General features: G+C 67.7%; 13 protein-coding genes. 5 read left to right on the forward strand and 8 right to left on the reverse strand.

What is annotated here, in order from left to right; all coding sequences use genetic code 11:
- Positions 1-39 precede the first annotated feature (39 nt).
- The 4 genes from BTO20_RS29405 to BTO20_RS29420 all read left to right on the forward strand — a co-directional run bounded on the left by BTO20_RS29405 (position 40) and on the right by BTO20_RS29420 (position 3967).
- Positions 40-264, forward strand: a complete 225-nt coding sequence (locus tag BTO20_RS29405; RefSeq protein WP_064945672.1) for a hypothetical protein — start codon at positions 40-42, stop codon at positions 262-264.
- Positions 265-344: 80 nt separating this feature from the next.
- Positions 345-1571, forward strand: a complete 1227-nt coding sequence (locus BTO20_RS29410) for an acetyl-CoA acetyltransferase (RefSeq protein WP_087079428.1) — start codon at positions 345-347, stop codon at positions 1569-1571.
- Positions 1572-1573: 2 nt separating this feature from the next.
- Positions 1574-3073: a carotenoid oxygenase family protein gene (locus BTO20_RS29415; protein WP_087082864.1), complete on the forward strand. Its 1500-nt coding sequence runs from the start codon at positions 1574-1576 to the stop codon at positions 3071-3073.
- A gap of 24 nt (positions 3074-3097) precedes the next feature.
- Entirely contained in the window at positions 3098-3967 is an 870-nt protein-coding gene (locus BTO20_RS29420) for a winged helix-turn-helix transcriptional regulator (RefSeq protein ID WP_087082866.1), read from the forward strand.
- On the opposite strand, the gene BTO20_RS29425 is transcribed toward BTO20_RS29420, so the two are convergent.
- On the reverse strand, positions 3952-4551 hold the full coding sequence (locus BTO20_RS29425) for a GNAT family N-acetyltransferase (protein ID WP_087079429.1): 600 nt from the start codon (positions 4549-4551) through the stop codon (positions 3952-3954). The genes BTO20_RS29420 and BTO20_RS29425 overlap by 16 nt on opposite strands.
- Positions 4548-4967 (reverse strand): hypothetical protein, encoded by a 420-nt coding sequence (locus BTO20_RS29430; RefSeq protein WP_198344104.1) that lies wholly within the window; start codon positions 4965-4967, stop codon positions 4548-4550. The genes BTO20_RS29425 and BTO20_RS29430 overlap by 4 nt, the downstream gene beginning before the upstream one ends.
- Positions 4968-4986: 19 nt before the next feature.
- Here BTO20_RS29430 and BTO20_RS29435 point away from each other — a divergent pair, with 19 nt between their 5' ends.
- On the forward strand, positions 4987-5439 hold the full coding sequence (locus tag BTO20_RS29435; RefSeq protein WP_087079430.1) for a cupin domain-containing protein: 453 nt from the start codon (positions 4987-4989) through the stop codon (positions 5437-5439).
- On the opposite strand, the gene BTO20_RS29440 is transcribed toward BTO20_RS29435, so the two are convergent.
- The 6 genes from BTO20_RS29440 to BTO20_RS29465 all read right to left on the reverse strand — a co-directional run bounded on the left by BTO20_RS29440 (position 5414) and on the right by BTO20_RS29465 (position 12274).
- Positions 5414-6187, reverse strand: coding sequence for a VOC family protein (locus tag BTO20_RS29440; protein WP_087079431.1), 774 nt, complete (start codon positions 6185-6187; stop codon positions 5414-5416). The two genes, BTO20_RS29435 and BTO20_RS29440, sit on opposite strands and share 26 nt — an antisense overlap.
- Before the next feature lie 90 nt (positions 6188-6277).
- Positions 6278-7465, reverse strand: coding sequence for a dihydrolipoamide acetyltransferase family protein (locus BTO20_RS29445; protein WP_198344105.1), 1188 nt, complete (start codon positions 7463-7465; stop codon positions 6278-6280).
- A gap of 19 nt (positions 7466-7484) precedes the next feature.
- Complete coding sequence (locus BTO20_RS29450; protein WP_198344583.1) at positions 7485-8468, reverse strand: alpha-ketoacid dehydrogenase subunit beta; 984 nt, start codon at positions 8466-8468, stop codon at positions 7485-7487.
- Positions 8469-8507: 39 nt separating this feature from the next.
- On the reverse strand, positions 8508-9545 hold the full coding sequence (gene pdhA / locus BTO20_RS29455; protein ID WP_087079433.1) for a pyruvate dehydrogenase (acetyl-transferring) E1 component subunit alpha: 1038 nt from the start codon (positions 9543-9545) through the stop codon (positions 8508-8510).
- A 10-nt stretch (positions 9546-9555) separates the two neighbouring features.
- Positions 9556-10992 carry a dihydrolipoyl dehydrogenase gene (gene lpdA, locus BTO20_RS29460; protein ID WP_087079434.1) on the reverse strand — a complete coding sequence of 479 codons (1437 nt, stop codon included), beginning with the start codon at positions 10990-10992 and terminating at the stop codon, positions 9556-9558.
- Between the two features lie 58 nt (positions 10993-11050).
- Complete coding sequence (locus tag BTO20_RS29465) at positions 11051-12274, reverse strand: PucR family transcriptional regulator (protein WP_087079435.1); 1224 nt, start codon at positions 12272-12274, stop codon at positions 11051-11053.

Consider the following 12274-nt stretch of genomic DNA (forward strand, 5'->3'; position numbering starts at 1 on the left):
CTTGAGCTCGTACAGGCAATACGAACCCGGAGGTGGGGAATGATTTCGAAACTGACGCGGGCCGCTGTGATCGGGCTGGGCGCACTGGTGGTGCCGGTTGGCATCTCCGTTGCGGGTGCGGCACCGGCTTCGGCCGGACCGGACGTGTGCGTGAGCGGGCCGTTCGGCTACGCCTACGCCTGTGTCGACACTCCCGGCTGGGGCCGGTGGGATGACGGGCCACGCTGGCGTGGCCACGGCCACGGTCACGGCTGGGACGACTGAGTCGATTCAACCGGAGGTTGCACAAACAACCTCCGGTCAAATCGGCCCAGTCACTCTCTTAGTTGTAGTAACCTCGCGGCATGGAAAACGTCTGGATTCTGGGCGGATACCAGACCGACTTTGCCCGTAATCTCACCCGCGAGGAGCTCGACTTCGCGGACCTGACTTGCGAAGTCGTCGACAACACCCTGGCTGCGGCGAAGATCACGGCAGCTGACATCGGCGTCGTGCATGTCGCGAACGCATTCGGTGAGTTGTTTGCTCGGCAAGCCCACCTCGGAGCGATGCCCGCCACCGTGCACGACGGGCTGTGGTCCACCCCGGCGTCACGCCACGAAGCGGCCTGCGCGTCGGGCAGCGTGGCCGCCCTGGCCGCCATCGCCGATCTGCGTTCAGGGGCGTACCAGAGTGCGCTGGTGATCGGTGTGGAACTGGAGAAGACCGTGCCGGGCGATGTGGCCGCACGGCATCTCGGCACAGCCGCCTGGACCGACCATGAAGGCGCCGAGCCGACATTCCTCTGGCCATCGATGTTCTCCAGGGTGGCCGACGAGTATGACCGTCGCTATGGCCTGCTCACCGCCCACCTGGATGCCATCGCCACCCTGAACTTCGGCAACGCCCGGGCCAATCCGAATGCCCAGACGCGCAACTGGACGGTGCCTGATCTGACCGCCGACGACGAGCTCACCAATCCGCTTGTGGAGGGCCGGATTCGACGCTTCGACTGCAGCCAGATGACCGACGGCGGAGCCGGTGTGGTGCTGGGCACCGACAGTTTCCTGCGCGAGCATCCACGGGCCCGGCCGCTCGCACGTATCGCCGGCTGGGGCCATCGCACCGTCGGGCTGGGTCTGCAGCAGAAATTCGACCGCACCGACGATTCCGACAGTGGCCCCTACCTGCTGCCGCACGTCCGCAACGCTGTGCAGGACGCGTTCGACCGGGCGCACGTCACACTCGACGACGTCGACGGATTCGAAGTGCACGACTGTTTCACCCCCAGCGAGTACCTGGCCATCGACCACATCGGACTCACCGGCCCGGGCGAGTCGTGGAAGGCCATCGAGAACGGGGAGATCGAAATCGGTGGGCGGTTGCCGATCAACCCGAGCGGCGGTTTGATCGGCGGCGGGCACCCGGTCGGGGCTTCCGGGGTCCGCATGTTGCTGGACGCCGCCAAGCAGGTCAGCGGAAGGGCGGGTGGCTATCAGGTGGAAGGCGCAAACACGTTCGGCACGTTGAACTTCGGCGGCAGTACCGCAACCACGGTCAGCTTCGTCGTCGCAGGGGGCACGGCCGCGTGACCGTGCATCCCGAAGTCGTCGCCAAGTACCTGTCCACCCTGCCCGAGGACGACGACCATCCGTACCGCACCGGGCCGTGGCGGCCGCAGACCACCGAGTGGAATGCCGACGACCTGCAGGTCATCGACGGTGAGATCCCTGCCGACCTCGACGGTGTATATCTGCGCAACACCGAGAATCCACTGCACCCCGCATTCAAGGTGTATCACCCGTTCGACGGTGACGGCATGCTGCACATCGTCGGATTCCGCGACGGAAAGGCGTTCTACCGCAACAGGTTCATCCGCACCGACGCATTCCAGGCCGAAAACGATGCGGGTGGCCCGCTGTGGCCGGGCATCGCCGAACCCGTCAACCTCGCGCAACGCGACTACGGCTGGGGCGCACGCACATTGATGAAAGACGCATCGAGTACCGACGTCACCGTGCATCGCGGCGTCGCCCTGAGCAGCTTCTACCAGTGCGGGGACCTCTATCGCGTCGACCCGTGCACAGGCGACATGCTCGGAAAAGAAGACTGGGCCGGTGACTTCCCGAAAGATCTCGGCGTGTCGGCGCACCCCAAGTCCGATGACCGCACCGGCGAACTGCTGTTCTTCAACTACGGCAAACAGGCGCCGTACATGCACTACGGCGTGGTCGATGACACCAACCGGCTGGTGCACTACGTCGACGTCGAACTGCCCGGCCCGCGCCTGCCGCACGACATGGCATTCACCGAGAACTATGTGATTCTCAACGACTTTCCGCTGTTCTGGGATGCCGGGCTACTCAAGCTCAACGCGCACGTCCCGCGTCTGCACCGGGACCTGCCGTCGCGGTTCGCGATCCTGCCGCGCCGAGGCCAGCCCGGCGAGATCAAGTGGTTCGAGGCCGACCCCACCTACGTCCTGCACTTCACCAACGCCTTCGAGGACGGCGACGAGATCGTGCTCGACGGGTTCTTCCAGGGCTCGCCCGAGCCCGCCGACGACGGGATCGATCACGGGATGAGCCCACGCTGGCAGCGGTTCTTCCGATACCTGTCCCTCGACGGGATGCAGACCCGCCTGCACCGGTGGCGGTTCAACCTGGTCACCGGCACCACCCGCGAAGAGCAACTGTCCCACAGCCTGACCGAATTCGGCATGATCAACCCCGAATACGCCGGGCGCGACTACCGCTACACGTACGCGGCCACCGGCAAGCCGGGCTGGTTCCTGTTCGACGGGCTCGTCCGCCACGACCTGCACACGGGATCCGAGGAACGGTTCGCCTTCGAGGACGGCGTGTACGGCAGCGAGACGGCGATGGCCCCGCGAGCCGGCGGGACCGCCGAAGAGGACGGCTACCTGGTGACGATCACCACCGACATGAACGCCGACGCGTCCTACTGTCTGGTGTTCGACGCGGCCCGGGTCGCCGACGGGCCGGTGTGCAAACTGGCTCTGCCGGAACGCGTTTCCAGCGGTACCCACTGCACGTGGGCATCGGGTGCCGAGCTGCGCCGGTGGCGGATCTAGGTGCAGCCCAATACCGTCGGCCGCATGCTCGGCCTGCTCGGTGACGAATGGACCCTGCTGGTCGCGCAGCAGGCTCTGCTCGGAGCCACCCGCTACACCGAGTTCATGGCGCGGCTGCCGATCTCCAACTCGGTTCTGACGCGTCGCCTGGCCACGATGACCCGTGAGGGCCTGCTCGAACGTCGCGAATACCAACAGAATCCGTCACGCTTCGAGTACCGGCTCACCAAGCGCGGCTGGTCGCTGTGGCCGGTGCTGGTGTCCATCTGGGAGTGGGAACGCCGGTGGGTGCCCGAGCACACCGAGCCGCTGCCTGCCATGTATCACCGTGGCTGCGGCGCCGCGTGTTCCCCCGTGCTGACCTGCCGGGGCTGCGGCGCGACGACGAACGAGAAAACCCTTACCGCGCACTGGGGTCCGAGCGGATCCTGGCAGCGATCCATGCCGGTCGAATCCACCCGCCGGCGCACCCATACCGACCGGGCCTCCGGTCAGCCCGACCTGTTCCCCCAGACGATGAGCATCCTGGGCAACCGGTGGTCGTTCGCCATCCTGGTCGCGAGCTTCGTCGGCACCAGCCGATTCAGCACCTACCAAGAGTTGCTCGGCGCGCCACCGGGATCACTGACCGATCGGCTGCAGATCCTCACCTCCTACGGCGTGCTGGAGGCCGGCGACGGCCGCTACCGCCTCACCGAGAAGGGCCGGGCGGTACTGCCGATCCTGCTCACCGCACTGGACTGGGCGCAGCGGTGGTACACCACGCCCGAGGGCCCGGCAGTGTTGTTGACCCACACCAGCTGCGGCGCCGGATTCACCGCCGCGTTGACGTGCGACCAGTGCGGAGAACCGTTGCGGGTGGGTGCTATCGGGGTCGGTCAGCCCGCGAGCTGATCGAGCCGGAACTTCAGGTTGTTGCGCGCCGCCGACCACTCGATGTCGAGGATCGAATACACCACGGTGTCGCGCCGCGAGCCGTCGGACGCGATCTGGTGGCTGCGCAGCACGCCGTCCAGCTTGGCGCCCAACCGCTCGATCGCCGCCCGGCTGGCGAAGTTGAAGAAGTGGGTGCGGAATTCCACTGCCACGCAGTCCAACTCGTCAAACGCGTGGCCGAGCATCAGCAGTTTCGTCTCGGCATTGACGCCCGTGCGCCGTGCCTCCCCCACGTACCAGGTGTGGCCGATCTCGAGCCTGCGGTTGGGCCCGTCCACATGCAGATAGCTCGAAGAACCCACGAGCCTGCCGTCGAGGCTGCGGACCACGAAACTCACGCCGTGGTCAGCGGCCCGCAATTCGAGCATGCGCTCGACCCACTGCTCGGCCCCACCGGGTGCCGGGGTCATGGTGTACCAGAGGGTGCCCAGCTCACCGTCGGCGGCTGCGGCGTCGATCTCGGGGATATGCGCGCGGGTGAGCGGTTCCAGCCGCACCCACCGCTGACCGGTCAGTTCCACGGGCTTGACGAATTCGCTCATGACCGCCCCAACGTCGACACCAATGCCCACACCGAACACACCGCGGCACCCACAGCCAGTCCCCCTCCGACGTACAGGCCGTAACCCGCGGCCACGGGCGGCTTGACGTTGAGGGTGTAGTACCACACCATCAACCCGATCAGCATCAGCGAAACCAGCAGCGCCGCAGCCGATGCCATCCGCTCGGAGAGCCCACGCCCAGCCATCGCACCCGCCACGATCAGCGTCGAGCCGAGCAACACGATCAACTGCCCGGCGCCGAAGCCCTGGTGCAGCACGATGCTGCCGACCGCTCCACCGATCGCATTGGCCCGTCCACCGCCGTTGGCGCTCGTGGTCAACCACGGCAGCCACGCGACCACCACCAGGACGGCCGCGCACAGAGCCACCAGCCAACCTGGACGCAGACGCACCATAGCGACGAGACTATCGGGTGTGACGTTGCTACCGGACTGGGCCCGCGAGCTCGATCTGTCCCCGCACCCCGAGGGCGGTTGGTACCGCGAGACCTGGCGCAGTGACCTGACCGTGAGCGAAGCCGCGCTACCCCTGGGCTATACCGGCCCGCGCAACGCGGGTACCGCGATCCTGTTCCTGCTCATGCCCGGGCAGCAATCGGCCTGGCACACGGTGCGCAGTGCCGAGCTGTGGTTCCATCACCGCGGCAGCCCGCTGGAGCTGGAGATCGGCGCCGAGCAGGACGACGCGGCCGCGCAGGTGCTCGGCCCCGACATCGCGGCTGGGCAGCATCCGCAGTTGCTGGTCCCGCCGGGCTACTGGCAGCGGGCGCGGCCGCTCGATGACCAACCGGCCCTGGTCAGTTGTGTGGTGGTGCCAGGATTCGACTTCGCCGACTTCGCGCTCAGTCCGGCAGAGACGTCAGATTGAACGCGGCACCGGTCGGGTCCGTCACGGCGGCCAAGCGCCCATAGGGCGTGTCCTCAGCCGGTCGTACCACCGAGCCACCGTTCTCGACGATCAATTCGATGGTCTTGTCCACGTCGTCGGAACCGAAGAACACCGTCCACGTCGCGGGCACACCTTCGGGTAGGAACGCGCTGCCGTCCATCACCCCCAGCGCCGGCACCCCGTTGAACGAGGCTGTGCTGTACCGGAATTCGTCGGTGTCGGACACTGTCTCGGTGCTCCAGCCGAACACTGTGCGGTAGAACTCGAGCGAGCCTGCGTAGTCGCGGGTGGTCAACTGGAAGTAGGCAGGCGCGCCGGCCTCGTCGGCGGTCTCGTAGCCGTCGTGGCCCGCCGGTTGCCACAGCCCGAAGAACCCACGGCCGGGGTCAGTGAGCAACGCCATCCGGCCCTTGTCCGGGATATCCATCGTCGCGACACAACTCTGGCCGCCGGCCGACGTGGCCGCCGCGACGGTGGCGTCGGCGTCGGCGGTGTGCAGGTAGGTGGTCCACGCGTCCGGCGCGTTCCACTGCGGATCGTTGCGCATGAGTCCGGCGACCGGCCGGCTCCCGAGAGCAGCGTTCACGTAGCCGCCGTACTCGGGGCCTGCGGTTTGGAACGTCCAGCCGAACACCGCGCCGTAGAACTGCTGCGCGCGCTCGACGTCGGAGGTGGTCAGGTCGATCCAGATGGGCGCGCCCAGCGGCGCACGCTCACGGGTAGCCACGATGATGTCTCCTTCAGGGTGATGAAACGGTCACCGGTACAGACTGCCCGTCTCCCAGGAACTCATCGAGCGCTGCCGCGCACGAGAGCATCAGGTCACGATGCGCAGCGGGTTCTCCAGGAGCGCCGTCAGATCACGCAGGAAGATCGCACCGGTCGCGCCGTCGATCGCCCGGTGATCAGCCGACAGCGTCAGCCGCAGAATCTTGCGGGCCACCACCTCACCGTCGATGAGGCGCAGCTCGTCGGCCGCCGCCCCCACCGCGAGGATTGCGGCCTCCGGCGGGTTGATCACCGCGGCGAACTGCTCGATGCCGTACATCCCGAGATTGGAGATCGTGAAAGTGCCACCGGACATCTCGTCGGCGCGCAGCTTTCCGATGCGGGCCCGCCCGGCCATCTCCTTGGTCTCGGTGGCGATCTGCGACACGGACTTGCGGTCGGCGTCGCGTACCACCGGAACCACCAGGCCCGCGTCGACGGCGACCGCGACGCCGATGTGCACCCCGTGATGGCGCACCAGGGTGTCGCCGCCGAACGACACGTTGACGCCGGGGTTGCTGCGAAGCGCCGACGCGACAGCGCGGACGATGAAGTCGTTGACACTGACCTTGGGACCGCCACCCGCATCCAGGCTGTCGTTGACGGTTTTACGGAAGCCCAGCAGGGCCGTGACGTCAACGGCTGCGGTCAGATAGAAGTGCGGGGCGTTCTGCTTGCTTTCGGTCAGGCGCTTGGCCGCGACGCGCTGCAGTGTGGTCAGCGGCACCTCATCGGTGTCGCTGTTCGCGGGAAGCGCTGGGGTAGAAGGGGTTTCGTCACGTAGCGCGGCGGCGTCAACGTCCTTGCGGATGATGCGGCCACCGGGGCCACTGCCGGCGACGGTGCCCAGGTCGACCCCGTTGGCGTCGGCGACCTTGCGGGCCAGCGGTGACGCTTTGGGGCGATCGGACCGCACGGCCGGCGCGGAAGGCTTCGGCGCCGCAACAGGTTCGGGTTTGGGTGCGGCGGGTGGCGCCGCCTGCGGGACCGCCGATGTGCCGCTGCCGTCGCCGATCACCGCGATCGGGACACCGATCGGCACCCGGTCGCCCTCGCCTGCGAGCATGTGCTCGAGGATGCCCGCGTCGTAGGCCTCCAGCTCCATGATGGCTTTGTCGGTCTCGATCTCGGCGAGGACTTCTCCGCGCTCGACTCGATCACCGATCTTCTTGTGCCACGCGATGATTACGCCGTCCTCCATGGTGTCGGAGAGGCGGGGCATGGTGATTTCAGGCACGTGTGGTCCTCGGTTGTGGTCAGAGCCGGCCGACGGCGGCGAGCGTTTCGCGGGCTGCGGTGTAGAGCGATTCGGCCGAGGGCAAGGCCGCCTGCTCGAGCGGTTTGGCGTAGGGCAGCGGAACTTCGGCGGCGGCGACGCGGCGCACAGGGGCGTCGAGGTAGTCGAAGGCGCCGTCCGAGATGGACGCGGCAACCTCGGCGCCGATGCCGTAGGTGAGCCAGTCGTCTTCGGCGATGACGGCGCATCCGGTCTTGCGGACCGACTCCACCAGGGTTTCGCGGTCGAGCGGACGCAGGCTGCGCAGATCGATGACCTCGGCGTCGATTCCGTCGTCATCATGCAGCCGTCGCGCGACCTGCGTTGCGACAGCGGCCATGCGGGAATAGCCGATGAGGGTGATGTCAGTACCTTCCCGCCGGACCGCGGCCTTGCCGATCTCGGCGGGCTCCAGGTCGGTCGGCACTTCACCCTTGGTGTTGTAGAGCGCGAGGTTCTCCAGGAACAGCACGGGATCGTCATCGCGGATCGCGGCACGCATGAGCGCACGGGCGTCGGCCGGGGTGCTCGGTGCGACAACCTTGAGTCCCGGCACGAACGCGTAGTAGAGCTCGATGTTCTGCGAATGCGTTGCGCCGAGCTGTTGCCCACCGCCGCCGGGGGTGCGGATCACCATGGGCACGCTGGTCTGGCCGCCGAACATGCCGTAGATCTTGGCGGCGTGGTTGACGATCTGGTCGAGCGCCAGCAGCGAGAAGTTGATCGTCATGATCTCGACAACGGGCCGCAGCCCGAGCATGGCCGCGCCCACTGCGGCGCCGACGAAACCCTCTTCGGCGATGGGAGTGTCGCGCACCCGCTTCTCACCGAATTCGTCGAGCAGCCCCGCGGTGATCTTGTAGGAGCCCTCGAAAACCCCGATCTCCTCACCGATCAGGAAGACCGAGTCGTCGCGCTGCATCTCCTCACGCAGAGTTTCGCGCAGCGCTTCACGATAACTGATGACAGGCACCAGGATTTCCCTTCTTGCGGAGAATGCGGCTCAGAACAGCGGGTCTGCGGGCAGTCGGCGCGACTCCCCCGAGACCGGGGTCGCGTAGGTGTAGTCGAAGAGCGTGGACACCTCGGGGTGCGGGCTCGCGTCGGCGAATTCCACGGCGGCGTCGGCCTCTTCCTGGGCCGAGCGCTCCAATGCCGCTGCGCCGTCCTCGTCCAGTGCGCCCACCCGCAGCAGGGTCGCCTTGAACAGTGCCAGCGGATCCGCGTCTTGCGCTGCGGCGACATCGGTTTCACTGCGGTACTTCGCGGGGTCGACGACCGAGTGCCCACGCAACCGATGGCTGACCGCTTCCAGCAGAGCGGGTTTGCCTTCCGTGCGGGCCGCCTCGACCAGCCGGCGCGCGGTGTCGCGTACCGCGAGCACATCGGTGCCGTCGACGCGCTCCCCGACCATGCGGTACGCCGCGGCGCGCTTGTACAGCTCGGGTTCGGCCGACGAGCGCTCGACCGTGGTGCCCATGCCGAGATTGTTGTTGATCACCACGAACACCACGGGCAGCCGCCACAGCGCTGCGATGTTGAGCGACTCGTGGAAGGCGCCGATGTTCGTGGTGCCGTCACCCATCTGGCACATCACCACGTCGTCGCCGCCACGGTAGTCGATCGCCAGCGCCGCGCCGACCGCCAGCGGAAGTTGGCCTCCCACAATGCCGTAACCACCGAGCAGGCGAGTCTCGGTGTCGTACATGTGCATCGACCCGCCCCAGCCCTTGGAGGTGCCGGTGCTGCGGCCGTACAGTTCGGCCATCACCCGCTTGGGGTCGATGCCCTTGGCGATCGCGTAGCCGTGTTCGCGGTAGTTGGTGAACAGATAGTCGGTGGGCCGCAGCGCCGCCATGAGGCCCACCACGGTGGCTTCCTCACCGAGGTTCAGGTGGCAGTACCCACCCACCTTGGCCTGGGTGTAGCCCTGCGCGGCCCGCTCCTCGAAGCGGCGGATCAACACCATCTGGCGGTAGTAGGCGCACAGGGTGTTGAGGTCTTCTCCGGCGAGGGCGGGCCGGTCGATCGTGTCCGTCATGCAGAACTCCTCAGCGCTTCGGTGGCGTGATGTGTACGGGCAGACCCAGCGCAGCGAGCGCGGCTTCCATACCGATCTCGCCGAGTGTCGGGTGCGCGTGGATGGTGTCGGCGAGTTCGTCGAGCGTTGCCTCAAGCGCCATCGCCAGCGCGCCCTCGGTGATCAGATCACTGGCCGCGGGCCCGATGATGTGCATGCCGAGCACCTCGCCGTACTTACGTCCGGCCACGATCTTCACGAAACCTTCTGTGTCGCCGAAGGTTCGGGCCCGGCCGAGTGCGGCGAACGGGAACTTCGCGGTCACGGGATCGTGCCCGGCCGCCGCGGCCTGCGCCTCGGTGAGCCCGACGCTGGCGATCTCGGGATGGGTGAACGTGGCCGCGGGCACGACGTTGTAGTCGATTCGCTTGTCGTGTCCGGCCAGCACGTCGGCGGCGGTCAGCCCCTGATGCGACGCGACGTGGGCCAGCAACGCCTTGCCGGTGACATCGCCGATGGCATAGACGCCCTCGACGCTGGTCCGCAGTTGCTCGTCGACCTCGATGAAACCGCGGGCGTCGGCGTTCACGCCGGTGGTTTCGAGGCCGAGTTCGGCAGTGTTGGCTTTGCGTCCGACGCCGAAAAGCACGACGTCGGCAGCGATTTCCTGCGGCTTCGGGCCATCGACCGTCACCCGCAGTGCATCTGTCTGGGCGATCGCGCTGACGGTCGAGCCGGTGAGCACCGTGATGCCGCGCTGCTTGAACGAACGGCCCAGGGCCGCACCGATATCGGCGTCCTCGGCGGGCACGAGCGTGTCACGCATCTCGACGACCGTGACGGTCGAGCCGAACGCGGCAAAGAGGCTGGCCCATTCGGCGCCGACAGCGCTGCCGCCGACGATGACGATCCGCTCGGGCACCTCGGTGAGACCGAACGCGCCGTCGGAGGTGATCACCCCGGGTAGGTCGGCGCCCGGGATGGGCAGCGGAATGGGGGTGGATCCGGTCGCGATGATGACGTCGCGCGCGGTGGCCCGGTCGACGACCTCGGCCGGGGTCGCCGCGTACCGGGGACCGTCGCCGGCGGGGACGTCACAGATCTCCACGGTGGTGGGCCCGGTGAATCGGGCGTGGCCCTCGATCACGGTGACGCCGTTGGCTTTCAGCAGTCCGGCCACGCCGTCGGTCAGCCCGGTGACGACCTCGGTCATGCGTCGTCGCACCGCGGCATAGTCGAAACCGACGTTGTCGGCACGTATTCCGTACTCTGCGGCGTCACGCACGGTCTGCAGCACCTCGGCCGAGCGCAACATGGCCTTGGTGGGGATGCAGCCCCAGTTGAGGCACACGCCGCCGGGGCGCTCTTTTTCCACCAAGCCCACCGAGAGCCCGTGTTGGGCCGCACGGATCGCCGCGACGTAGCCGCCGGGCCCGCCACCGATCACCAGAAGATCGAACTCACGCACGCAGTTGAGTCTGCTGCGGTGTGAGCGCCGCCACCATGCGCGTCGGCCCAGCGTTGGATCACCCAGATTGGGCAGACTGCCCAATCTGGGGTAGATCGAGCGCGGACAGCGCGAGGGAGAGTTCGACGTAGGCCGCCCTGCCGTGCAGCGGCCTGCCGATCAGTTCGGTGATCCGGTTCAGTCGGTTGAGCACCGTGTTGCGGTGACAGTGCAACCGCACGGCCGCGTTGGCCGTTGACCGGTCCTCTTCCAGCCAGACGACCAGCGTCTCGAGCAGAACGTCGCGTTCGCGGGCCGGCCGGTCCAGGACACCGCCGAGATTGCGAGCGACGAGTCGCTGGGCGAGGTCAGGCGACCGCACGAGAAGGGCCTCGGGATAGTGGTCGCCGAACGACACCAACTCCGTGGCATTCGACGCCACCATGCTCAAGGCGATCAGCGCGAGGGCGTAGGCGGAGCCGGCCTCGGCGAGCCCCGACACCGCGGGCGAGACCGCGGCCCGTCCCCGGGCCAGCGGCCGCAGCCGGGCGATCACGCCGTCGGCGTCGCGCTGCTCCAGCGCCACCACACCGATGCGGGTGTCGACCTTGGTCTGCCACACCGACCGGAAGCCGAGCGCGTCGAGCGCGGTCCGCGGGCTCACCAGCGCAGGGCTGCCATCCGGCCGGACATCGGCCACTATCACCAGGTAGCCGCCCTTGGCAGGCAGCTCCAGCTCCCGCGCCACCCGCGCGGCGAAGCCCGCGTCGCCGGCACGCCGGCCGAGCAGATCCTCGATCAGGGCATTGCGGCGCTGCTCGTCGTGACGCACCCGCTCCTGCTCGCTGTCCCGGTAGGACGTCGACAGTGCCGAGGACAGCTCGTCGATCACCGTCCACGTCGCGGTGCCGGCATCGAGCACGTCGTTGGGTGCGACACCGGTGTCCTCGGCGCGCTCCAGCAGCGCCTGCCAGACGATCCGGCCGCCGAGCCGGAAGGTCCGCAGCATCACCTCCAGCGGCACGCCCTGTTCGGCGCGGTGTCGGGCGATCGCCCCCACCACCTCGTCGGCATGGTCGAGTTCACCGACCCGGCCGCTCAGCAGCTCCAGCACGCGGGTGAGGTAGTCCCGGCAGCCGTCACGCAGGTCGTCGCGGGGCACGCTGGCGTAATCGGTCCATTCGGGGTTGTCGGTGAAGATCGCCGACAGCAGCCGATCGATCAGCGTCTCGACGTCGGGCAGGATGGCTTCGGCCAACTCACGGGTGACCTTGGTCGCGAATCCCGGGTGTCGCTTCTGCAC

The organism is Mycobacterium dioxanotrophicus (genome assembly GCF_002157835.1).
In the GTDB taxonomy this organism is placed as follows: Bacteria; Actinomycetota; Actinomycetes; order Mycobacteriales; family Mycobacteriaceae; genus Mycobacterium; species Mycobacterium dioxanotrophicus.